We start from the raw sequence: 22,444 nt of genomic DNA, 5'->3' as shown, positions 1-22,444 counted from the left end.
CCAGGGGGTTCAGCGCTCGAGCACCCGGGGGATCTCGGCGCGGCGCACCCAGGCGACGACGCCGAGCAGGACACCGAGGATCACCGGCGTGTACCAGAAGCCCTCGCTGAGGAAGAACAGCTGCGAGACCGTGGCGCCGACCATGAGCGCGACCAGGCAGGAGGCGGCGAGCCCGGCCAGGCGCGGGACGAGCAGCCCGATCCCGCCGGCGACCTCGAGCACGCCGACGACGACCCGCAGCCACTGGCCGGTCCCGAGGTCCTCGAAGATCTGCACCGCGTAGGCCTCGCCGAAGAGCTTCGGCGCGCCCGACCCGACGATGAACATCAGGCCGAGCAGGACCTGCAGCGTCCACAGCGCGATGGTGGCGGGACGGGAGCGGGTGCCGGCGCTCGGGACGGGAGCGGTGGTCGTCATCGGGGCCTCCTGGTGCCGTGTGCGATGGGAGAAGCCTGGCTCAGGATGCACTCCTACGTCAATACTTTCTCGTTGCTATCTCGTACTCCTCTTCCGTCGACGCCGTCGGATCGGCTTCGCTGACACGGTGACGCCCCCGGGATGGACACCGCCGCCGGAGTTCACCACGCGACCGGTGCTGGAGGGCACCGTCGGGATGGCGGCGGGGACCCACTGGGCAGCCGCCGCCACCGCGATGGGCATCCTCGAGCGCGGCGGCTCCGCCTTCGACGCCGCCGTCGCGGGTGCGTTCGTGCTGCACGTCGTGGAGCCGCACCTCAACGGGCCCGGCGGCGACATGACGGCCGTGTTCGCCACCGCCGACGACCCGACGCCCCGGGTGCTCGACGGCCAGGGCCCGGCCCCGGCCGGGGCGTCCGCGGCGGCGTACCGCGCGCAGGGTCTCGACCGGGTGCCGGGATCGGGCGCGCTGGCCGCGGCGATCCCCGGCGCCGTCGACGCCTGGTTCCTGCTGCTGCGCGACCACGGCACGTGGGAGGTCGGCGACGTGCTCGCGCCGGCGATCGGCTACGCCCGCGACGGGGTGCCCGCCGTCCCGCGGCTGGCGAGCACCGTCGCCGCGGTCGCCGACCTCTTCCGCGAGCACTGGCCGACCTCGGCCTCGCTGTGGCTGCCCGGTGGCCGGCCGCCGCGGGCGGGCGAGGTCCTGCGCAACCCGGCGTGGGCGCAGACGCTGGAACGCCTCGCCGGCGCGGCGCAGGGCCCCGACCGCGCCGCCCGGATCGACGCGGTGCGCACCGTCTGGGCCGAGGGCTTCGTGGCCGAGGCGATGGCCGCGTCGTGCCGCACGCCCCACCGGCACTCGTCGGGCACCGACCACGTGGGCGTGCTCACCGTCGCGGACACGGCCGGCTTCCGGGCGCGGGTGGTCGACGCCGCCGTCGGGGAATTCCGCAGCCGCCGGATCGCCAAGACGCCCGCCTGGGGGCAGGGCCCGGCGCTGCTCGCCGCGCTGGCCGCCCTCGACGGCTACGACGACGCCGAGCTCGACCCGTCGAGCGAGCGCGGCGCGCACCTCGTGCTCGAGACCACCAAGCTCGCGATGGCGGACCGCGAGGCGTGGTTCGGCGACGCCGGCGACCCCCTCGACGTCGCCGCCCTGCTGGCTCCCGCCTACGTCGCCGAGCGACGCGCCCTCATCGTCGACACCGCCTCGCCCGACCTGCGCCCCGGGCGCCTCGGGGGCCGCGAGCCGCGGCTGGCCGACCTCGCCGTCGACGACTCGGCGTCCCGGGTGACCTCGGACGGCACGATCGGCGAGCCCACCGTGGTGCTCTCGGGCGAGACGAAGGGCGACACCTGCCACCTCGACGTCGTCGACCGCGCGGGCAACATCGTCTCGGCCACCCCGTCGGGCGGGTGGCTGCAGTCGTCCCCGACGATCCCCGAGCTCGGGATGGCCCTGGGCACACGGCTGCAGATGAGCTGGCTGCAGGAGGGCCTGCCGTCGACGCTGACGCCGGGACGCCGGCCGCGGACCACCCTCACCCCCACCCTCGTGCTCGACGACGACGGCCCCGTCGCCGCGCTCGGGACGCCCGGGGGTGACCAGCAGGACCAGTGGCAGCTCCTGTACCTGCTGCGCACCCTCGTCGGCGGCTACGACCCCCAGCAGGCGATCGACGCGCCCGCCCTGCACTCGACGTCGTCGCCCAGCTCGTTCTGGCCGCGGGGCCGCGCGCCGGGGGGCGCCGTGGTCGAGGACCGCCTGCCCGACGGCGTCGTCGACGGCCTCGAGCGGCGCGGACACCGGGTGACCCGCAGCGGCCCGTGGTCGCTGGGCCGGCTCTCGGCCGTCGGGATCGACCGGGCCCGCGGACTCCTCTGGGCCGCCGCGAACCCCCGGGGCATGCAGGGTTACGCGGTCGGGCGCTGACGGGGCGGTTCTGCCAGGGTGCGGCGCGTGCGCCGTTCGCGATCGACCGCTCCCACCGCCGTGCTCGCGGGCGGGCTGATGACGATGGGCGTGCTGCACGGGGTGGCGCCGCAGCCGTTCGACACGATCGTGCCGCCGTGGCTGCCGGGCACCGCACGGTTCTGGACCTACGCGAGCGGCGTCGCCGAGCTCGCCGTGGGCGCCGCCGTCGCCGCACCGCGCACCCGCCGGCTCGGCGCGCTGGCGGCCGCCGCCCTGTTCGTCGCCGTCTTGCCGGCGAACGTGCAGATGGCGTGGGACTGGCGCCGGCGGCCCTGGCCGTACCGCGCGATCGCGTTCGGGCGCCTACCGCTGCAGGCGCCGATGGTCGCGCACGCGCTGCGGGTGCGGCGTAAGGCCGGCTGACGCTCAGGCCGGGTTGCCGCGCGGCTTGATCGTCGCGTGCGGCAGGGCGGGCGCCGGGAGGCGTGCGTCGGCGCCGCGCCGGCCGTCGCGGCCGACGTAGCCCTCGACCTGCCCGAACCGCTCGCTCCCGGCCTCCCAGTCGGCGCGGAAGGCGACGATCTCGTCGTGGGTGCGGGCGACGAAGTTCCACCACATGACGATCTGCTCGCCGAAGGGTGGGCCGCCGAGCAGGACGAGGCGGGCGGGCTCGTCGCCCGCGACGATCTCCAGCGTCGACGGGCCGGGGTCGACGACGCCGAGCTCGGCGCGCTCCACCGGGCGTCCCTGGAGGGTGGCGCGGCCGCGGTCGACGAGCAGGCCGTGCTCGAAGGTGGGGTCGACGGCGAGCTCGACGTGCACGCCCGGGTCGAGGAGCAGCTCCGCACCGAGCAGCGGGGTCGCGGTGACCACCGGCGACGTCGACCCGGCCAGCGTGCCGAGGAAGACGCGGGCGACGGCGCCGCCTCCGAGATCCGTCGCGGCGGGGACGTGGTGGGCGAAGTCGCGGGGCTGGTCGCGGGCGTCGTCGGGCAGCGCGACCCAGAGCTGCACGCCGTGCAGCAGGGTGGTGTCCGGCGTGCTGACCTCGGAGTGCGCGACCCCGTGTCCGCCGGTCATGAGGTTGAGCTCGCCGGGGCGGACCATCGCGTGGGTGCCGAGGCTGTCGCGGTGCTCGACCTCGCCGGTGAACAGCCAGCTGACCGTCGCGAGCCCCGTGTGCGGGTGGGGCGGGACGTCCATGCCGCCGGAGCTCGCGGTGTCGTCGGGCCCGTAGTGGTCGACGAAGCACCAGGCACCGATCAGCGAGCGCTGCCGCTGGGGCAGGGTGCGGCGCACGGTCATCGCGCGGGGCCCGCCGAGGGGCACGTCGCGCGGGGTCAGGACCTCGACACGCCCCGGCGACCCACCGGGCTCGCACTGCACCTCGGCGGGCGCGGTCTCGGTGTTGCTCACTCCTCGATTCTGCTCCTCGGTGGCGACTGCTCGGGGCGACTGCCCGGGTCGGCTGCCCGGGGCCGGCTGCTCGGGGTCATCAGCGGGGCTCGGGGTCCACGTCCTCGCCCGGGCCCTCGTCCGCGTCCGGGTCGGTGTCGTCGGGGCCCGCGAACGACGGGGCCTGCGGATCGCCCTCCGGGACGCGCTGCTCCTCCGGCACGGTGGCGACGAGCGCGCGCAGGCCGGCGGCGTCGAGCAGGTCGGCGGGGCTCTTGGTCACGTCGTCGCGGACGTAGTGCAGCGCCGCGCGCACCCGCTCGACGGGGATCCCGGAGAGCGCCGACCAGGCCAGCCGGTACGCCGCGAGCTGCACGGCGAGCGCCGGCATCGCGTCGTCGGACGGCACCCGCCCGGTCTTCCAGTCGACCACCGTGGCGCCGCCGTCGTCGTCGGCGAACACCGCGTCGATCCGGCCGCGCACGAGGGTGCCCGCGACCTCGGTCTCGAACGGGACCTCCACCGCCACCGGCGTGCGGTTGGCCCAGCGGCTGGCGGTGAAGCGCTCGCGCAGCTCGGCGGCATCGGCGGCGCCCGCCGGGTCGGCGGCCGCGTCGGCGTCCTCGTCAGCCGCGCCGGGGAGCTCGTCGAACTCCAACAGCTCGGTGGCCGAGAACCAGCGCTCGAGCCACGCGTGGAACTCGGTGCCGCGGCGCGCCCGCGGGTCGGGGGGACGCGGCACCGGGCGCCGCAGCCGCCGGGCCAGCGCGTCCGGGTCGGCGGCGAGGTCGACGAGCTGGCTGACCGACAGCTGCGGCGGCAGGAGCACCCGCGCGTGCCGGTGGCGGGCCGCCGCCCGCTCGGCGAGCAGGACCTCGATGTCGGCGGCCCAGCCCTCGGGGTCCTCCTGCGCCTCGGGCTCCTCGTCCGGCTCCTCCGCGCGCTGCGTGAGCGCCGCCCGGACCAGCGCCGCCCCCTCGTCGACCGCGGCGCGCCGGGAGCCCAGCGGGTCGACCGGCCAGGCGGTCTCGTGGACCGCCGACGCCATCGGGTTGGCGACGCCCTCCTCGGGCGGCTCGGCCCACGCCTCGACGACCCCGCAGCGCCCGCCACCCGCGGCGGCCAGCTCCCCGACCTCGGCGAGCAGGTCCGACGGCCCCCGCGGCGACTCGCCGGTCTCCCCCCACCAGTGCCCGGACACCAGCAGCGCGTGCTCGGCGCGGGTGAGCGCGACGTAGAACAGGCGCCGCTCCTCGATGAGACGGCGGTCGTCGAAGGCCCGCTCGTGCTCGTCGAGCCGCTCCTGGATCTCCTTGCGGTCCGCGGCCCCGTCGAGCTCGAGCCCGGGGAGATCCGGCCGGTCGCCGCGCAGGTGCACGGGCAACGACGCGACCGACGTCAGCCACGATCCCGACCGCTTCCCCGCCGGGAACACCTTCTCGACGACGTGTGGCAGCACCACCAGCTCCCACTCGAGGCCCTTGGCCGCGTGCACGGTGAGGACCTGCACGCGCGTCCCGCCGGTGGCCGGGTCGGCAGTGGTCACGGGGTCGACCTCGCCGGGCGTCAGCCCGTCCTCGGCCTCCTCGGCCGCGTCGAGGTAGGCCAGCAGCGCGGTGACCGTCGCGGTGCCGCCCGACGAAGCGGCGCCGGCCGAGAAGTCGGCCACGACCTCGGCGAACGCGTCGAGGTGCGCGCGGCCCGTCGGACCGGGCCGCGCGGCGGTCTCGACGTCGAGGAGCAGGACGCGCTCCACGTCGGCGACGAGGTCGACCAGCGGGGCGGTGACGCGGCGGCGCAGCATCGCGAGCTCGTGCGCGAGGTGCTTGAGCCGCTCGAACCCGACGGCGGAGTAGCGCGCCGCGGGCCCCGGGTCGTCGAGGGCGTCGACCAGGCCCGCCCGCTCGGCGTGCTCGCCGGGCAGCGCGGCGGCGACGGGGTCGGGGACCTCTCGGCTGACCGTGCTGGCCACGTCGGTGCCCGGGGCCGGCGCCGCCAGCTCGCGGGCACGCCGCCAGAGCGCGGCGAGATCGGCGCCGCCGATGCGCCAGCGCGCGCCCGTGAGCAGCCGCACCGCCGCGCCGCCGGCCAGGGGATCGACCACGAGCCGCAGCGCCGACACGACGTCGCGCACCTCGGGCTCGTCGAGCAGCCCGCCGAGGCCGACGACCTCGACGGGCAGGTCGCGGGCGCGGAGCGCGGCGGCCAGCGCACTCATGTCGGCGCGGCGGCGCACGAGCACCGCGGTGGTGGGCGGCTCGGTGTCCGCGTCGGCCGCGGCCCGCCACCGGTCGGCCACGGCGTCGGCGAGCCACGCCCGCTCGGCCTCGACGTCGTCGTGCAGGGCGACGCGCACGTCGCCGGCCGGGGCGCCGGGACGGGGCCGCAGCTCGTCGACCGGGACGCCGCCCGCCCGCAGGGGTTCGGCGATGCCGTTGGCGAGGGCGAGCACCTCGGGCGGGTTGCGGAAGCTGGTCAGCAGGCCGTGGCGGGCGGCCGCGACGGTTTCGCCGTCGGGATCGACGCGCGGGAAGTCGGTGACGAACCGCGGAAGGTTCGCCGCGCTCGCACCGCGCCAGCCGTAGATCGACTGGAAGGGGTCGCCGACCGCGGTGACCGAGGTGCCCTCGTCGTTCGCGAACAGCGAGCGCAGCATGATCCGCTGCGCGTGCCCGGTGTCCTGGTACTCGTCGAGCAGCACCGCGCGGAACGCCTCGCGCTCGGCGGCCCCGACCTCGTCGTGGGTCTCGGCGAGGCGGGCGGCCGCGGCCATCTGGTCGGCGAAGTCGAGGCAGCGCTCGGCGCGCTTGCGCTCGGCCAGCTCGCTGACCAGCGGGAGCAGCGCCGCCCGGAACCGCTGCGCGGCGACCTTGTTGGCCAGCGCCACCGGCAGCGCCGCCTTCTGGCCCTTGGCGCGCGGGGCGTCCTCGACCGCGCGGGCGAAGCGCTCGGCGTGGAGCGCCAGCGTGCTGGCGTCGGCGAGGTGCTCGCCGAGCTCGCCCGCCAGCGACTGCACGAGCGCGGTGACCGTGGAGGGCACGCGGTCGGTGTCGAGGTCCGCGGCCCAGGTGGACACGATGCGGTGCGCGAGCTGCCACGACGCGGTGGGCGAGAGCAGGCGCGCGCCGGGGTCGACGGGCAGGCGCAGGCCGTGCTCGGCGAGCAGGCGCCCGGCGTAGGCGTGGTACGTCGAGATCGTCGGCTCGCCGGCGCGGGCCGCCAGGCGCCGGTCGCCGGTGGGGTCGAGCTCGTCGAGCAGGCTCGAGGACCCGAGCACCCGGAGCCGGCGCCGCACGCGGTCGGCGAGCTGGCCTGCGGCCTTGCGCGTGAACGTCAGCCCCAGCACCTGCTCGGGGCGGACCAGCCCGTTGGCGACCAGCCACACCACGCGCGCGGCCATCGTCTCGGTCTTGCCCGACCCGGCGCCCGCCGTGACGAGCGCGGGCTCCGAGGGCGCGCCGATGACGGCCGCCTGCTCCTCGGTGGGCCGGCGCAGGCCCAGGCGTTCGGCGAGCTCGACGGGGTCGATGAGCTCGGTGCCGTCGAGCCTCCGGGCGGGGGCGATCGTCGTCACGGGACCTGCCTCCCCGAGACGTGGACCGGGCACGCGGTGCGCACCGGGCAGCGCGGGCAGGAGTCGTTCTCGCGGCCCACGAAGACCGGGCCCTCGGTGGCGCGGGCGGCCGCGCTCACGTGGTCGCGCCACGCGGCCAGGCCCTCGTCGTCGAGGGGCTCCTGCGCGCGTTCCTTCGCCGCGCCACCGGCTCGCGACAGGTACACCAGGCGGGCGCCGCCCGGGGCGCTGCGCGCGGCCGTGCGGTCGGGGCCCGCGAGCGTCTCGGCGAAGGCGCCGAGCGCGGTGGCGAGCTGGTAGACCGCGAGCTGCGGGTGCTCCTGCGCGGCGGCGTGGGAGATCGGCGTCTTGCCCGTCTTCACGTCGACGATGACGGGCCGGCCGTGGGTGTCGATCTCGAGGCGGTCGACCCGTCCGCGCACCCGCACGCCCTCGGCCACTGCGACCTCCATCTCGCGCTCCACCGCGGCCTCGGTGAGGTGCGCGCGGGTCTGGTCGCGCCACGCGAGGAACGACGCCAGCATTCGCCGGGTGCCGGCGAGCTCGCGGCGCGAGAACCACGGCGCGCCGGCGTCGACCGAGGCCCAGGCGACGTCGAGGGCGTCCTGGAGCTCGCGCTCGTCGGCGCCCTCCGCCGCCCGCTGGACCAGCGCGTGGACGAGCGAGCCCGTGACCGACGCCAGCGAGTCGCTGTCGTCGCCGCCGTGGGCCTGCAGCGCCCAGCGCAACGGGCAGGTCAGGATCGTCTCGACCGCGCTGGGGCTGACCGCGACGGGGGCGGTCGCCGGGCGCAGCGGCGCCTCGGTGGACGGGGCGAGCAGGCCGTACCAGTCGTCGGGGTCGGCCCCCGGCACGCCGGCCTCGGCGAGGCGCGCGAGACCGGCGGCCGCGCGCTCGCGGCGCTGTCGGGAGGTGTCCGGGTCGGTGACCGCGCGCCGCAGCTCGCCGACGAGCTCGGCGAGCACGAGCGCCCGGCCCGGGCGGCTGCGCGGGCGGTTCGCCTCCGCCGGGTCGTCGGTGACGGGACCCCCGTCGACGTCGTCGAGGAACCGCGACGGCGTGACGTCCTCGGCCTCCACGGCGCTGACGTGCACCGCGCGTCGTGCCCGGGAGAGCGCGACAGCAAAGAGGCGCCGCTCCTCGGCCAGCAGGGGCGCCTGCGCGGAGACCGCGGGGTCGTCGGGGAGACCGGCGAGGACGTCGACGAGGCGTTCGACGCCCAGGAGCGTGCCCCGTCGGCGCAGGTCGGGCCAGACACCCTCCTGGACGTCGGGGACGATCACGACGTCCCACTCGCGTCCCCGGGAGGCGTGGGCGGTGAGGACCGCGACCGCCTCGCCGTCGGGGGCGCGCGGGGCGAGGGTGTCGGCGCGGATGCGCTGGTCGTCGGCCTGCGCGACGAACCCCGCGACGGTGCCGCCGGGGAGGTCCTCGACGTAGCGGGCGGCGCGCTCGACCAGGGCGACGACGGCGTCGAGGTCGCGGTCGGCCTGCGCGCCCGTGACGCCCCCGCGCTCGCTCGCGGCCACCCAGCGGCGCTGCAGCCCGCTCCGCTCCCACACCGCCCACAGGACGTCGGGCACCGAGGCGGCCTTCTCGATCGCCGCAGCGGCCGCGGCCAGGAGCTCGCCGATCCGGGCGAGCGGGGCGGCCTCCGAGGTGCTGAGCAGCGCGAGGGGGTTCTTCGCCTGCGTGATGTGGTCGGTCAGCGCGTCGACGATGAGCGCGTCGCTCGGGGTGTCCGCCGCTCCCCCGCCGGCCTCGTGGCGGCGCAGCAGGCCGCGGCGCAGGCGGCGCAGGGCCAGCGGGTCGGCGCCGCCCAGCGGGGAGGCGAGCAGGGCGAGGGCGGTGTCGGCGTCGAGGCGCGCCGGGTCGGCGGCGCAGCGCAGCACCGTGAGCAGCGGGGCGACGGCCGGGAGCGCCGCGAGCGGGGTGTCGTCGGCCGGGACCGCGAGCGGCACCCCGGACGCGAGCAGGGCGCGCCGCAGCGGCGGCAGCGACCCGGACACCGACCGCACGATCACCGCCATCCGCGACCACGGCACCCCGTCCTGCAGGTGCGCGCGGCGCAGCCGGTCGGCGGCCGCGGCGGCCTGGCGCCCGGTGGTGGCGAAGACGTCGACGGTGACTCTGCCCGGGTCCTCGGTCCGTTCCTCGGTCGGCGCCGCCCGCGTCCGTCCCGGCCCGGCGCCGGGCAGCGCGGCGACGACGCGGGCGACGGCCCCGCGCAGGGCGGGGCGGCTGCGGTGGTCGGTGCGCAGGACGACCGTGGCCAGGCCCCCGGGGTCGGCGTCGCGCAGCAGCTCCGGAGCGGCCCCGCGGAAGCCGAGGACCGAGGAGTCGGGGTCGCCCGCGAGCACCCAGTCGTCGGCGGCGGCGCCGAGCGCGCGGGCGAGCTCGATCTGCTGGGGGTCCATGTCCTGGACGTCGTCGACGACGAGGTGGCGCACGGCGGCGCGCTCGGCCTCGAGGAGGTCCGGGTCGGTGACGAAGGCGTCGAGCACCGCCGCGACCAGCTCGGCGGCGTCGAGCGGGGGCGCCGAGGCCAGCGGGTTGGCCGAGCCCGCCGCCGCCCGCAGGAGCGTGACCTCCTCGTACGTGCGATAGAAGCGTCCGGCCGCGATCCACGCAGGCACGCCGTGGCGCTTGCCGAGGTCCGCGAGCTCGCGCGGCCCGAGGCCGCGCTCGGCGGCGCGCAGCAGCAGGTCGCGCACCTCGCCGGCGAACGCGGGCGCCTCGAGCGCGGGCTGCATGCGCAGCGGCCAGCCCGACGGCGCGCCGACGCCCGCGATCTCGCCTGCGAGCAGCTCGCGGACCATGGCGTCCTGCTGGGCGCCGGGCAGCAGGCGCGGCGGTGCCTCGCTGCGGCGCGTGGCGTGGCGTCGCAGGACGGCGAAGGCGTAGGAGTGCACGCTGCGCACGAGCGGCTCGGCGGCCGCCGACGCGCCGCGGTCCGGCCCGTCGAGCACCCGGCGGCGGGCGGCGATGCGCTCGCGGAGGGCGGCCGCGGCCCGCCGGTCGCCGACGAGCACCAGCGGGCGGGCGTCCGGGCGCTCGTGCAGCAGGCGCGCGACCCGCTCGGCCAGAAGCGTCGTCTTGCCCGTGCCGGGCCCGCCCAGCACGCGCAGGAAGCCCGCGTCGTGCTCGACGACCCGCCGCGCGGCGTCGTCGAGCACCAGCTCGCCCGGCACCCAGGCCGCGGCACGCCGCAGCTCGGGGGCACGCTCCTCACTCACGCCGTTCACTTCACCACGACCCCCCGACAGTTCCGGCGCGGAGGTGGGCGTGTCGTGCAGGCCCTGCGTCCACGCTGGCACTCAACGCCAGGAAATCCGCGTCGATCACGGAGCCCGGGGTGCCCGCCACCCTCGTCGCCGTGCTGGACTCCCAGCCGTGGACGAGGCGCGCCACGAGCGCATCCGGGCGGCGGTGCGGGCGATCCCGGAGGGTCGGGTGTCCACGTACGGCGACGTCGCCGCGGCGGCCGGCGAGCGCTCCGCGCGCGTGGTCGGCTGGGTGCTGCGCGACGACGGCGCCGACCTGCCGTGGCACCGGGTCCTGCGCGCCGACGGGTCGAGCGCGCCCCACATCGCCGACGAGCAGCACGCGCGCCTGCGCGAGGAGGGCGTCGAGATCCGCGACGGGCGGGTGGTGCTCGCGAACCACCGTGTCTCGAGCGGGGGGATTTCCTGACCGTATCGGCGTGCTGTGTTGGATTGTCAGCGTGGCCCCCAGGCTGGCACTCACCTCGCCGAACTCCGCGCCGCGACGAAGCGGATTTCCTGGCGTTGAGTGCCAGCGAGACCGCAGGGCTTGCACTCAGCGAGTGCACTCAGCGCCGGTACAGGGCGAGGTGCGCCTCGGCGGCGGCGTCCCAGGTGTGCGCGGCGGCCAGGGCGCGGCCGACGGTCGCGTGGGCGGGGTCGAGGTCCGGGTCGGTCCCCTCGAGCACGCCCGCGATCTCGCGCGCGAAGCCCTCCGGGCCGTCGGCGAAGCGCGCCGCGCCGGCGAACACCTCGCGCAGCACCGGCAGGTCGCGGGTCACGAGCGGGACCCCGGCCGCCAGCGCCTCCATCGCCGCCAGCCCGAAGCCCTCCTTGGTCGACGGGAACGCGAACACCGCGGCGCCCGCCACCAGACCCGGCAGCTCGGCGTCGTCGACCGGGCCGAGCACCACGGGCTCCACGCCCAGCGCCGCCGCGCGCGCGAACACCTCGTCGCGATACCCCCGGTAGTCGAACAGCGTGTCCCCGCCGGCGACGAGCAGCGGCACGGGCGGGTGGGCGGGCGCCAGACGCGCCATCGCCTCGACCAGCTCCAGCGACCCCTTGCGGGGCTCGATCCCCCCGACGGCGAGCACGTAGCGCCCGTACCGCGCGCGCCACGGCTCCCCCGCCCCGGCCTCGGCCGCGCGGGCGAAGCGCGCCGCGTCCACCCCGTTGGGGATCACCGCGGGCAACCGGCCCCAGCCCGCCCGGACCTCGCCCGCCACTGCCCCCGACACGCACACCAGCGACGACGGCTCCACCAGCGCCCGCTCGTGGCAGGCGGCGAGCTCGGGCGTCGTGAACGCGTCGAGGTGGTGCACGGTCCGCCACAGACGCTCGTACCCCCGCGCGCGGCCCACCGCGTTCGCCGTCAGGCAGTCCTGCGCGTGCACCACGTCGAACGATCCCTCGAACGCCGACGCCAGCAGCGCGATCGAGCGCAGGATCCGCTCCCCGACCGTCTCGCCCTCGACCTCCTCGACGGGCACGAGCCGGACGCTGACCGCGGCGTCGACGGGTCGGAAGAAGCCCGCGTCCCCGCCCCGCGCCAGCGCCCACACCGTCACGTCGTGCCCGGCACGGGCGAACGCCTCGGCCAGCGCGAGCGTGTGCACCACACCGCCGCGCGGCTTCGTCGAGTACGTCAGCAGGGCGATCCGCACGATCAACCGTAGGTCTCCGGACGACGCTCGGCGAGGTGGTGCAGCACCGTGCGGGCCGCCCCGAGCAGGTCCGGGAGGTCGACCTCCGCCACCGCCAGCCCGCCCTTCGACCACGTGCGCGCGAGGATCTCCCCACCCGGCCCGACGACCTTCGCCCGGCCCAGGAAGTGCAGCGCGCCGCAGCGCCCGCTCTGGTTCGACGACAGCCAGACGACCTGGTTCTCGGCGGCGCGCGCCTGGTCGTAGAGGTCGAACAGCCGCGCCTGCCGGTCCTGCGCCATCCGCGGCGCGCGGTTGGTCAACGAGGTCGGCCAGGCCGAGAGGCACGCGATGATCTCGGCGCCGTCGACGGCCAGGGCGCGCGCCGCCTCCGGGAAGGTCTTGTCGTGGTCGATGAGCAGGCCCATCCGGCCCACCGGGGTGTCGAACGCGCGGAACCCGTCGCCGGCCGCGAACAGCGGCGCGATGCCGGCGGGCAGGTGGACCTTGCGGTGCCGCCCGAGGATGCCGTCGCCGGAGAGGCAGACCGCCGCGTCGTAGCGGACCAGCCCGTTCCCCTCGTCGAGGGCCCGCTCGCTGTACCCGAGGCACACCACCATGTCGCCGGCGAAGTCGATCACCGACCGGACCTCGTCGCCGTTCGGCTCCAGCAGCGGCGGCAGGTCGTCCTCGTCGGGTCCGCGCAGGTCCGTGAGGTACCCGCCGAGCGCGCCGTCGGGTAGCGCCAACAGGGAGACCCCGGCGTCCCGCGCGTGCGAGATGATCATCTTGATGCGGTCGAGGTCGAACCCGATGTCCCGCGTGAAGTGGGCCGCGGCGGCGGCGAGACGGACCACCCGCGCCCGCCTAGCTGGCGCGCGCCGCGACGGCGGGGACGACGGGCGGCGCGTCGTCCGGCGTGCCGAGGTACGACGCGGGCCGCCGGTCGCGCAGGTGGCCCATGAAACGGCGAGCGGCGTCCACGGCGTCGTCGACGTCGACCGACGCCACCGCGAGGCCGGCCTCGGTGCCGGTGGTGTCGAGGACCTCCCCGCCCGGGTCGACGATCTTCGCGCTCGCGACGAGCTGCATGTCACCGAACGTCCCGGCCTGGTTCGCCGAGACCCAGACGATCTGGTTCTCCAGCGCACGGGCCCGGTCGAAGAGGTCGAAGCGACGCGTCCAGCGGTCGTCGGCGAGCACCGGCGCCTGGTTGGTACGCGACGCCGGCCACGCCGACATGCACACCACGATCCGGGCCCCGTCGACCGCCAGGGCGCGCGCGGCCTCGGGGAAGGCCTTGTCGTAACAGATCATCATGCCCATCCGGCCGACGGGAGTGTCGAACGCGGCGAAGCGGTCGCCCGCGGCGTACGAGTTGTTCTCGTTGAGCGGCTGGTGGACCTTGCGGTGGTGACCGAGCACGCCGTCGCCGGTCACCGCGACGCAGCTGTTGTACGGGCGGTGGCCCGACGCCGCGTCCCCGCGCTCGCAGAAGCCGACCGTGACGACCATGTCCCCGGCCAGCGCCATCAGCCGGCGGATCTCGGGGCCGTCGACGTCGAGCTGGGGCGGCACGTCAGCCGGATCGTTGGTGGCTGCATCGTCGTGCAGCGACGACAGGTAGCCCCCCAGCGCGGCCTCGGGCAGGGCCAGCACGTCGGCCCCCGCCGCCCGCGCCCGCTCGAGCAGCGACGAGATCGTCGCGAAGCTCTCGTCCAGGTCGCGGCCGAAGCCGGCGGCCGCGGCGGCGAACGTCCTCACGCTCACGGGTGGTTCCCTTCGCTGGTCCGGGCGCTGCCCAGTCCGGTGACGCCCCCGGCGACGGCCTCGGTGACCTCGCCGTCGGGCCAGCGCAGGGCGACCCCGGCCGGTCCGATCGCCGCATCCGTGAGCTCCCCGCACACCGCGCTCGTGGCGGGACCCGCCGACGGGGCGGGGGCGCCGGACGCGTCGGCGGTGAGCAGGGCGAAGCCGGGGAAGCAGGTCAGCCAGTCGGCGACGCTCGCGCCGACCGGACGCGGGACCGCCGCGACGTCGAGCACCGCACCGGTGCCCGAGGCCTCGGCGAGCATGCCGAGCGTCCCGACGACCCCCGCCATCGAGACGTCCTTGGCGGCCGCGGGCCGGGTGCCCGGATTTCTCGCGACCGCGTCCGGCCCGATCGCCGCGACCATCGCGCGCAGGTCACCCGACGCGCGCGTCGAGGTGGAGTCCCACTGACGACCGGTGTAGCCCGGGCGCCAGGTGCCGGCGAGGTCGGCGGTCAGCCGGACCTCCATGCCCGCCCGTCCGCCGGCGGCGGGGACGGGAGCGGCCGTCCGCCCCAGCGCCGTGACGGCGAGCGAGGCGGGCACCTCGAGCTGGGTGTGCCCGCCGATCACCGGCACCCCGTAGGCGTCGGCGGCGGCGCGCAGCCCGGTGAGGACGCGGTGGGCGAACGACGCGTCGCGGGCACCGACGGCGTCGAGCAGCGCGGTGGGCTCGGCCCCCATCGCGGCGAGGTCGTTGACGTTGACGAGCACCCCGCACCAGCCCGCCCACTCGGGGTCGCGCTCGACCATCGCCGGCAGGATCGCGTCGCACGCCGCGACGAGGTCGCTGCCCGGCACGGGCGCGCCGTCGTCACCGACGTGCAGGCCCGAGCCCGCCAGGCCGGCGACGAGCTCGCCGAGCGGGGCCTTGGTCGCGGCGACGAGGTCGGCGAAGCGGCCCATCGGACGGCGCATGCGCACGTGCGGGCGGCCCACGACCGTCGTGACCCGGAGCCGCTGCCAGCCGAGACGCGCGAACAGCCTCTCGTTGGCGGCCTGGACCTCGGCCTCGAACCGCAGCACGCCGGCGGCCTCGGCGCGGGCGCACGCGGCACGGACGAGCGCGGCCCCCACCCGGATGCCGGCCCGTCGGCGGGCCGTCGGAGCGACGACGAGGCGGCTGCCCGTCCACCAGCCGAGGTCGGGACGCGACGCGTCGGGGTCGACCGGGGCGAGGCGGACCCCGCCGAGCACGCCGCCGGCGCCGTCGCGGGCGACGAGCACGATCGCGCGCGGGTCGCAGTCGTGCCCGTCGAGGTCGCCGGCGGCCCCGATCATCGAGTCGCGGAACAATCCCTGCTCGTCGACGAAGACCGCGCGCCGCAGCGCCCGGTGGGCGACGACGTCGGGGTGTCGGGCGTCGATCGCCGGCGCCTCGGAGATCGTGACGTCGTGGGGACGGCGGCGCGCCCGGCCGCCGAGGATCTCGTCGGCGGCGCCCAGTCCGAACGCGTGGTGGTCGAGGATCGACACGGACCTCAGCCCCCCGCCGCGGACAGTGCCGAGCACGCGCCGCACGCGGCGCACCCGGCGGCCTGGTCGGCGCCGCGCATGCCGGCGGCCACGAGGACCTTGGCGACGCGGGCGGTGACCTCGGCGAGCAGCTCGGGATCCGGCGCGGGGTCGCCGTCGGCGAACGCCAGGGTGCCCGGGATCGGGCGGTAGGGGACGACGAACGGGTACACGCCGCGGTCGACGAGCTCGGCGGCGCCGGTGACCAGCTCGTCGGGGTCCTCGCCGAGGCCGACGATGAGATAGGTCGAGACGGCGTTCGCGCCGAAGAGGCGGACGCTCTCGTCCCAGGCCAGCCGGTACTGGGACAGCGGGACGGACGCCTTGCCCGGCATCCAGCGCGCACGCACGTCGTCGTCGAGCGACTCGACGTGGATGCCGATGGCATCGGCGCCGGCGTCGCGGAGCTCCTGCAGGGCCGCGAGGTCGGAGGGCGCGGGCGGCTCGCACTGCACCTGGATCGGCAGGCCCGGCACCACCGCCCTGATCGCCTGGACGCAGCGGGCGAGGTGCCGGGCGCCGCGGTCACGGCCGTTGCTCGTCCCGGTGGTCAGGACCATCTGCCGCACGCCGTCGAGGCGGACCGCGGCCTCGGCGACCTCCGCGAGCTGCTCGGGCGTCTTCACCGCGGTGGTGGCGCCGGTGTGCAGCGACTGCTCGATGGCGCAGAACCGGCAGCGGTCCTGCTCGCCGTAGCGCACACAGGTCTGGACGACCGTCGTCGCGAGGACGTCGTCGCCGTGCAGGCGGGCGATCTTCTCGTAGGGCACGCCGTCGGCCGTCGTGAGGTCGTAGAACGCGGGACGGGCGACGGTGGCGACCTCGACGCCCAGGTCGGTGACCCCGCCGTCGGGGCCGGTGCGCACGAGGCGCCCGTCGCGCAGCCGGTAGGGGCTCGCCGGGTTGATCGGGATCGTGGTCCTGAGGCCGTCGACGAGCACGTGGCCGTCGGCGGACGGTCCGGCGCCACCGGGCCGGCGCAAGGGGATCGTCGACCCGAGGTCGGTGGTGGTCGTCGGGCCGGACAACGTGTCGGGGAGGTCGAGCGCCACACCGCGGACGGCCACTTCGGAACGGGCGGACAGGCCCAGATCGGACTGCGGGGACGACATCAACGGACCTCCAGGGCGCTCGACTCGGGGTGTCACGGGCGCGGTGCGGGGACGGGCGTGCCGCCCCCGCACCGGGCCGTGCGCGTCAGAGCTGGTAGGTCGAGTTGATGATCGCGCCCTTGCGGGCGAAGTGGATGAGCGCGTCCTGTACGTCGAGCGGGTGCGTGGGGATGACGCCCTCGATGAGGTCCTCCTCGCGGGCACCGTGCAGCGACAGTCCGAAGCGGCAGCAGTAGACCTTGCCGCCCTCGCCCATGAACGTCTTGAGCTGGTCGTTGATGTTGTGCTCGCCCGGGAACGCCGAGGTGCCCGTGGTGGGGAAGCCGCGCGTGGCCAGGCAGTTCAGCGAGCCCGGGCCGTAGAAGTACATGGCCGACTCGAAGCCCTTGCGCAGCGCCCGGGTGGCCTGGAGGACGGCGACGAAGCTGACCGACGACTCGTGCGCGATGCCGTGGACGAGCGTGAAGTAGCTCTCGCCGTTCTCGGCCTGCAGGTCGGGGAAGACCTTCGTCCCGCCGTAGATGCTCGAGCCCTCGGGCAGCGACGGGTGCGGGATCTCCTCGAGGCTCTTCTTCTCGACGTCGGAGAGCTCGGTGCTGGTCATGCGGTTCTCCCTCGGAGACGTTCGGTGGAGCGGGAACGTGGTGCGCCCTGCGCACCCGACGGCGTCGGGCGCGAGGGGAACTCGGGGGTGCGGGGTCCTCGCCGACCCCGCCGGGGTCCCGGTTCCTCGCTGAGATCAGCTCACCAACCGACCATTTCCGAAGTGTTTCTTCGTGACTACGAGAGCGGGTCGACCTCCGCCCCGTGTTTCGCGGTCATGACGGGGGCGGGGGTGTCAGCCTGGGGGCCATGCTGACGCTCAACGTCAGCAAAGCCCCCAGCTGGCCATCGAGGCGACCGGTGCACATCCGCCGAATGCGTCCACAGGCCACGGGCGAGGACTCACGCATCGGGCGGACCAGCAGTCACCGTCGACGGCATGCGGCGAGGTGACTGGGCGCTCGAGCCCGAGATGCTGTGGGCGGCGAGCAACGAGGGCGTGATCACGGCCCGCGAGCTGGAGCGGCTCGGGGTCCCTGAGGGGACCACCTACCGTCGGTGCCGCGACGGCGGCCCCTGGCAACGACTCGGCCCCGGAATCGTCGCATTGCACAACGGCACGCGGACCTGGCGCCAGCACCTGATCGCAGGGCTCCTCCATGCCGGGGACCACGCCGTGATCACGGGACGCGCGGCGCTCCGTCTGCACGGTCTCCGCCAGGGCCCCGAGCCCGACCGCGTGCACCTCCTGATCCCCCATGCGCAACAGGTGCGCAGCTGGCGGCTCTTCCACGTCGAACGGACGTCGCGGATGCCCCGTGCGATCGAGCGGGCGGGCCTCGCCGTCGCGCCCCTCTGCCGGGCCGTCCTCGACGAGGTCCGCGCTCTCCGGGACGCGCGGGAGATCGCGGCGTGCCTGGCCGAGCCCGTCCAGCGCCGGCTGGTGACTCCGCAGCAGCTGCTCGAAGAACTCGACGCGGGGTGCCGCAAGGGCAGCTCGACCCCCCGAGCCGTTCTGCGCGCGATCGAGGACGGCGTGAGATCGGTCGCGGAGTTCGACGCGCGGGCGTGGTGGCTCGCTCAGCCGGAGCTACCGCCGGCGCGCTTCAACGTGCGAGTCCTGGACGCCGCTCACCGGCAGGTGGGCATCGTCGACGTGCTCGTCGAGGAGTACGGGTTCGTCTGGGAGATCGACTCGACGGAACACCACTTCGCCACCCCCGACCAGGTCGAGGCCACCTTGTGGCGTCAGCGCGCTCTGCGAGCCGTCGGGCTGCACCTCGTCAGCACGCGCCCCTCCCAGCGACGCGACGATCCGGACGGGACCCTCCGGGACCTTCTGGACGGGCTGGCCGTTGCTGCCGCGCTGCCCCCACCGCGTGCAACGTTCGAGGACGACATCCGCCGCGTCGCCTGAGTCGCTCTCTCGAGCTGGGGGATTATCTGACGTTGAACGTCAGCATGGCCCCCACGCTGGCACTCCCGGACCCCCGCCCCCAGGACCTACGGGTCGATCGGGGTGGAGCCGTCGCCGGTCTCGACGGGGCCGGCGGGGTACGTGGTCGTGGTGGAGGACGACGAGCCGGTGGCGACGGCGAGGTTGTTGACGACGCTCGACAGGAACACCGTGATCGAGGTGCCCGCGTCGGCCAGGGTCGAGGCGCCGCCACGGGTCGTCGAGGCGGCGTCCTGGGGGTCGGAGACGATCGCGAACAGCACCAGGATGATCACGATGGTCCCGATGACGCGTGCGAGCATGCGCCTAGCATCACCCTTTCGTGACGAACGGTAAACACCGGGGTGGCTCTCAGTTGCCGAGAAGGCGATGAGCGGCGATGTCGACGAACCCGATCGGCGGTGGCAGCGCCATCGCCCGGTCGATGTCGGGTGGGCCGACCGGACGCTGGGGCTCCGGGACCCTCGCGGGGATCGATCGCGGTCGGCGGGCCGTGCGGGCCAGCAGACGGTCGCCGACGACCGTGCCGAGGTACCGGTCGGAGGGGTCGAGGACGTCGTCGCGCGGCTCGGGGGACGACTCGTGCGACCACGGGAACCAGCCGATCCAGCGGTCCCGGGTGTTCCAGACGTACGGCATCCCCGGGCGGTACCACGCGATCCAGCGCCCGCCGGAGTCGTAGAGGTGCACCGCGAGACCCACGCTCACGCCCCGGCCGCCGCCCGGTAGCGCGCGACGGCCACGCCGACGACGTCCGGGTGGTCCCCGAGAGGCTCGGCGACCAGCGCGGCGCCCGCCGAGGAGAGCCACCGGTGGAACGCCCCGGGCGCGAGCAGCCAGGTCGCGATCACGCTGCGGGGGCCCCGCGCCGCGGTGGACTCGACCACAGAGGCGACCCGCGGCTCCCCGCCCGCGATGTAGCCCACCGGCACGTCGTGGCCCACCCGCGCGGTCAGCAGGGCCGCGGCGGTGCGCAGGTCGTCCTGCGCCACGGGGTCGGTCGACCCCGCCGCGGCCAGCACCACCGTGTCGCCGGTCTCCGCGCCGGCCTCGGCGAGCCGGTCGAGCAGCACGCCGACCAGCGCCGGGTCGGGCCCGAACGGCTCGGCCACGACGACGTCGTCGCGTCCCGTCGCGGCGAGCTGCTCGGGGACGTCGACCCGCACGTGGAACCCGGAGGCGAGGAACGCCGGCACGACGACCACGGGGCCGGGCAGCTCGTCCAGCACGTCCGGCAGGGACGGGGCCGCCACCCCCGCGTACGCCAGCCGCACCTCGATCCCGGGCAGCGCCCGGTCCACGGCCGTCGCGAGCCGGTCCCAGGTGGCCTGGCCTGCGGGGTCCTCGGTGCCGTGGGCGAGCAGCAGCAGCGCGGGTGCCGTCACGGACGGGCCAGCACGGCGGCGTGCTCCTCCAAGCGCTTCACCATCGCCCCGAGCCGGAAGCGCTCGGGCGCGATGCCGACGACGCCCAGGCGCTCCAACGGCGCGGCGGTGACCGGTCCGACGCAGCAGGCCAGGACCTCGCCCGAACGCAGCGCAGCGAGCACCTCGTCGCGCATGCCCCGGCCCTCGGCGCGGTGGACGAGCCCCTCGACCGCCGGTGCGCTGGTGAACGTCACGGTGTGCACCTCGCGGGCCACGATCGCGTCCAGCAGCGTGTCGATGGCGGGCAGGTCCGGCGGCGGCTCCCACCGGTACACGGTCACGGTCACCACGTCGGCGCCGGCCGAGCGCAGCGCGGCGAGGAAGTCGGTCATCGGGTCGCCGTGCAGCTGCACCGCGATGCGCCGGCCGTCGACGCCCTCGTCGAGCAGGTGCGCCAGGACCTCCGGCGACGACTCCGTCTCGTCGGCCGACCACGCCTCGCGCAGCCCGGCACCGCGGATCGCCCCACGCGCCTTGGGGCCGCGGGCGAGCAGCGTCGCCGAGCCCAGCATCGCGTTCAGGGCGTCGCCCAGCCCCCAGTCCGACGCCACCTCGAGCCAGCCGCGGAAGCCCTGCCCGGTGGTGGCGACGACGACCGCGGGCGGGTCGGCGAGCAACGCCCGCGTCGTCTCCGCCAGCCGGGCGTCGTCCGAGAGCGGCACGATCCGCATCGTCGGCCCGTGCAGCACCTCCGCGCCCTTGCGCCGCAGCAGGTCGAGCTGGTCGTCGGCGCGGCGGTCGGCCGTCACGCCGACGCGCCATCCCGCGAGCGTCTGCGCGCTCACGGGCGACCGATCTCCGAGGACACCACCCGCACAGGATAGGTCGCCGCGACCCCGACGGTGCGGGGCTCGGCCGACGTCACGCCTCAGACCTCCGCGTAGGACATCCGCCGGCCCGTCCCGGGATCGGTCGCGGCCTTGCCCGAGCGCATGTAGACCACGTAGGTCACGACGAAGCAGACGGCGTAGAAGGCGACGAACGACCAGAACGCCGGGGTGCCACTGCCCGCCGTCCGGAACGACGACCGGAACGCGAGGTTGATCAGCAGGCCGCCGAACGCCCCGATCGCGCCGGCGATGCCGATCACCGCCCCGGAGATGCGGCGCGCCCACAGCAGGGCCTCCGCGGTGTCCCACCCGCGCTCCTCGGACGCCGCGAGCGCCTTGGTGCGGAAGACGGCCGGGATCATCTTGTAGACCGAGCCGTTGCCGATGCCCGAGGTGATGAACAGCAGCACGAAGCCGATCGTGAAGATCGCCAGGGACTCGATGGCGGAGGCCCAGATGCAGATCAGCGACGACGCGGCCATCGCCACGAAGTTCCAGAACGTCACCCTCGTGCCGCCGACGCGGTCGGAGAGCCAGCCGCCGACGGGGCGGATCAGCGAGCCGAGCAGCGGGCCGATGAACGTGACCGCCGCCGCCTGCAGCGGGGTGCGGTCGAACTGGTTCTGCAGCACGAGGCCGAACGCGAAGCTGTAGCCGATGAACGACCCGAACGTCCCGATGTAGAGGAAGGAGAGGATCCAGGTCTGCGCGTCGCGGGTGGCCTCCTTGAGCGCGCCGGAGTCGTTGCGCACCGAGGTCAGGTTGTCCATGAACAGCGCCGAGCAGAGGACCGCGACGACGATCAGCGGGATGTAGATCCCGAGCAGGATGCGCGGCGCGCCGGTGCCGGCGGTGGCGATGATCAGCAGCCCGATGAGCTGCACGACCGCGACGCCGAGGTTGCCGCCGCCGGCGTTGATGCCGAGCGCGGCGCCCTTCTGCTTCTCCGGGAAGAACGCGTTGATGTTCGTCATCGACGAGGCGAAGTTGCCGCCGCCGACCCCCGCGAAGACGGCGACGACCATGAACGTCGTGTACGAGGTGCCCGGGTGCATGACGAACGCGGCGAGGATCGTGGGGACCAGCAGCAGCGCGGCGCTGATGATCGTCCAGTTCCGTCCGCCGAAGACCGCCACCGCCATCGTGTAGGGCAGGCGCAGCACCGACCCGACCAGGGTGGGCACGGAGACGAGGAAGAACTTCCCGGCGGTGTCGACGTGGTAGGTCGCCTCGGGCATGAAGAGCACGAGGACCGACCACATCGACCAGATCGAGAACCCGATGTGCTCGGAGAGCACCGAGAACCACAGGTTCCGGTTCGCGATCTTCTTGCCCGTGCTCTGCCAGAACGACTCGTCCTCGGGACGCCAGTCGTCGATCCAGCGTCCACGCAGCAGGCTGCCGGCCTGCTGGGCCGGAGATGGGGCCGGGGATGCGGTCATGACGGCGGACGGTAGGAACCGCGTGTTACGTGGCGATGACCGCGTGTTGCGACGAGACGAACCCGCGTGCGGGGCTCGTCACCGGAGGCGGGTGG

The 22,444-nt window shown here is 75.7% G+C and carries 19 protein-coding genes; 4 read left to right on the top strand and 15 right to left on the bottom strand.

The genetic code is table 11. The features are described 5' to 3' along the window. Window positions 1-9 precede the first annotated feature (9 nt). The gene (locus tag OG774_RS27450; RefSeq protein WP_328305494.1) at window positions 10-417 is read right to left on the bottom strand and encodes a DoxX family protein; all 408 of its coding nucleotides are present in this window, start codon (window positions 415-417) and stop codon (window positions 10-12) included. A 196-nt stretch (window positions 418-613) separates the two neighbouring features. On the opposite strand from OG774_RS27450, the gene OG774_RS27445 reads away from it, so the two are divergent. Together OG774_RS27445 and OG774_RS27440 are read left to right on the top strand one after the other, a co-directional pair. Continuing rightward, window positions 614-2,353, top strand: coding sequence for a gamma-glutamyltransferase family protein (locus OG774_RS27445; protein ID WP_328311184.1), 1,740 nt, complete (start codon window positions 614-616; stop codon window positions 2,351-2,353). Window positions 2,354-2,431: 78 nt separating this feature from the next. Next, window positions 2,432-2,758: a DoxX family protein gene (locus tag OG774_RS27440; protein ID WP_328311182.1), complete on the top strand. Its 327-nt coding sequence runs from the start codon at window positions 2,432-2,434 to the stop codon at window positions 2,756-2,758. A gap of 3 nt (window positions 2,759-2,761) precedes the next feature. Here the strand turns inward: OG774_RS27440 and OG774_RS27435 are convergent, their stop codons facing one another. The 3 genes from OG774_RS27435 to OG774_RS27425 form a co-directional block, all read right to left on the bottom strand. Further along, window positions 2,762-3,751 (bottom strand): pirin family protein, encoded by a 990-nt coding sequence (locus OG774_RS27435; protein WP_328305493.1) that lies wholly within the window; start codon window positions 3,749-3,751, stop codon window positions 2,762-2,764. 79 nt (window positions 3,752-3,830) lie between these two features. Continuing rightward, window positions 3,831-7,304 (bottom strand): ATP-dependent helicase, encoded by a 3,474-nt coding sequence (locus OG774_RS27430; RefSeq protein WP_328305492.1) that lies wholly within the window; start codon window positions 7,302-7,304, stop codon window positions 3,831-3,833. After that, entirely contained in the window at window positions 7,301-10,540 is a 3,240-nt protein-coding gene (locus OG774_RS27425; protein WP_328305491.1) for an ATP-dependent helicase, read from the bottom strand. The genes OG774_RS27430 and OG774_RS27425 overlap by 4 nt, the downstream gene beginning before the upstream one ends. Before the next feature lie 157 nt (window positions 10,541-10,697). On the opposite strand from OG774_RS27425, the gene OG774_RS27420 reads away from it, so the two are divergent. Beyond that, the gene (locus OG774_RS27420) at window positions 10,698-10,997 is read left to right on the top strand and encodes an MGMT family protein (protein ID WP_328305490.1); all 300 of its coding nucleotides are present in this window, start codon (window positions 10,698-10,700) and stop codon (window positions 10,995-10,997) included. Window positions 10,998-11,136: 139 nt separating this feature from the next. On the opposite strand, the gene OG774_RS27415 is transcribed toward OG774_RS27420, so the two are convergent. The 6 genes from OG774_RS27415 to OG774_RS27390 form a co-directional block, all read right to left on the bottom strand. Continuing rightward, window positions 11,137-12,234 carry an MSMEG_0565 family glycosyltransferase gene (locus tag OG774_RS27415; protein WP_328305489.1) on the bottom strand — a complete coding sequence of 366 codons (1,098 nt, stop codon included), beginning with the start codon at window positions 12,232-12,234 and terminating at the stop codon, window positions 11,137-11,139. Window positions 12,235-12,236: 2 nt separating this feature from the next. Beyond that, entirely contained in the window at window positions 12,237-13,070 is an 834-nt protein-coding gene (locus OG774_RS27410) for a carbon-nitrogen hydrolase family protein (RefSeq protein WP_328305488.1), read from the bottom strand. Between the two features lie 10 nt (window positions 13,071-13,080). Further along, window positions 13,081-13,983: a carbon-nitrogen hydrolase family protein gene (locus tag OG774_RS27405; protein WP_328305487.1), complete on the bottom strand. Its 903-nt coding sequence runs from the start codon at window positions 13,981-13,983 to the stop codon at window positions 13,081-13,083. Next, entirely contained in the window at window positions 13,980-15,500 is a 1,521-nt protein-coding gene (locus tag OG774_RS27400; protein WP_328305486.1) for an MSMEG_0567/sll0787 family protein, read from the bottom strand. The genes OG774_RS27405 and OG774_RS27400 overlap by 4 nt, the downstream gene beginning before the upstream one ends. 5 nt (window positions 15,501-15,505) lie before the next feature. Further along, window positions 15,506-16,651, bottom strand: a complete 1,146-nt coding sequence (locus tag OG774_RS27395) for an MSMEG_0568 family radical SAM protein (protein WP_328305485.1) — start codon at window positions 16,649-16,651, stop codon at window positions 15,506-15,508. An 85-nt stretch (window positions 16,652-16,736) separates the two neighbouring features. Beyond that, window positions 16,737-17,255 carry an MSMEG_0572/Sll0783 family nitrogen starvation response protein gene (locus OG774_RS27390; protein WP_328305484.1) on the bottom strand — a complete coding sequence of 173 codons (519 nt, stop codon included), beginning with the start codon at window positions 17,253-17,255 and terminating at the stop codon, window positions 16,737-16,739. Window positions 17,256-17,633: 378 nt separating this feature from the next. Here OG774_RS27390 and OG774_RS27385 point away from each other — a divergent pair, with 378 nt between their 5' ends. Further along, window positions 17,634-18,611: a hypothetical protein gene (locus tag OG774_RS27385; protein WP_328305483.1), complete on the top strand. Its 978-nt coding sequence runs from the start codon at window positions 17,634-17,636 to the stop codon at window positions 18,609-18,611. 86 nt (window positions 18,612-18,697) lie between these two features. Here the strand turns inward: OG774_RS27385 and OG774_RS27380 are convergent, their stop codons facing one another. The 5 genes from OG774_RS27380 to OG774_RS27360 all read right to left on the bottom strand — a co-directional run bounded on the left by OG774_RS27380 (window position 18,698) and on the right by OG774_RS27360 (window position 22,349). After that, window positions 18,698-18,952, bottom strand: coding sequence for a hypothetical protein (locus tag OG774_RS27380; protein WP_328305482.1), 255 nt, complete (start codon window positions 18,950-18,952; stop codon window positions 18,698-18,700). 49 nt (window positions 18,953-19,001) lie between these two features. Next, window positions 19,002-19,358 (bottom strand): hypothetical protein, encoded by a 357-nt coding sequence (locus OG774_RS27375; RefSeq protein ID WP_328305481.1) that lies wholly within the window; start codon window positions 19,356-19,358, stop codon window positions 19,002-19,004. Then, complete coding sequence (locus OG774_RS27370; RefSeq protein WP_328305480.1) at window positions 19,355-20,035, bottom strand: sirohydrochlorin chelatase; 681 nt, start codon at window positions 20,033-20,035, stop codon at window positions 19,355-19,357. The genes OG774_RS27375 and OG774_RS27370 overlap by 4 nt, the downstream gene beginning before the upstream one ends. Then, window positions 20,032-20,862 (bottom strand): uroporphyrinogen-III synthase, encoded by an 831-nt coding sequence (locus tag OG774_RS27365; RefSeq protein WP_328305479.1) that lies wholly within the window; start codon window positions 20,860-20,862, stop codon window positions 20,032-20,034. The genes OG774_RS27370 and OG774_RS27365 overlap by 4 nt, the downstream gene beginning before the upstream one ends. Before the next feature lie 83 nt (window positions 20,863-20,945). Beyond that, entirely contained in the window at window positions 20,946-22,349 is a 1,404-nt protein-coding gene (locus tag OG774_RS27360; protein ID WP_328305478.1) for a nitrate/nitrite transporter, read from the bottom strand. Window positions 22,350-22,444: the final 95 nt, after the last annotated feature.

Source organism: Actinomycetospora sp. NBC_00405 (genome assembly GCF_036044095.1).
GTDB classification, from domain to species: domain Bacteria; phylum Actinomycetota; class Actinomycetes; order Mycobacteriales; family Pseudonocardiaceae; genus Actinomycetospora; species Actinomycetospora callitridis.
This window is presented reverse-complemented; position numbering and strand designations above follow the sequence as displayed.

What these genes read in the sequence shown, in the direction of transcription:
- OG774_RS27385 (WP_328305483.1), top strand. Translation starts at nt 17,634, where the DNA reads ATGCGGCGAGGTGACTGGGCGCTCGAGCCCGAGATGCTGTGGGCGGCG.
- OG774_RS27445 (WP_328311184.1), top strand. Translation starts at nt 614, where the DNA reads ATGGCGGCGGGGACCCACTGGGCAGCCGCCGCCACCGCGATGGGCATC.
- OG774_RS27390 (WP_328305484.1), bottom strand. Translation starts at nt 17,255, where the DNA reads ATGACCAGCACCGAGCTCTCCGACGTCGAGAAGAAGAGCCTCGAGGAG.
- OG774_RS27440 (WP_328311182.1), top strand. Translation starts at nt 2,432, where the DNA reads ATGACGATGGGCGTGCTGCACGGGGTGGCGCCGCAGCCGTTCGACACG.
- OG774_RS27360 (WP_328305478.1), bottom strand. Translation starts at nt 22,349, where the DNA reads ATGACCGCATCCCCGGCCCCATCTCCGGCCCAGCAGGCCGGCAGCCTG.
- OG774_RS27450 (WP_328305494.1), bottom strand. Translation starts at nt 417, where the DNA reads ATGACGACCACCGCTCCCGTCCCGAGCGCCGGCACCCGCTCCCGTCCC.
- OG774_RS27395 (WP_328305485.1), bottom strand. Translation starts at nt 16,651, where the DNA reads ATGTCGTCCCCGCAGTCCGATCTGGGCCTGTCCGCCCGTTCCGAAGTG.
- OG774_RS27380 (WP_328305482.1), bottom strand. Translation starts at nt 18,952, where the DNA reads ATGCTCGCACGCGTCATCGGGACCATCGTGATCATCCTGGTGCTGTTC.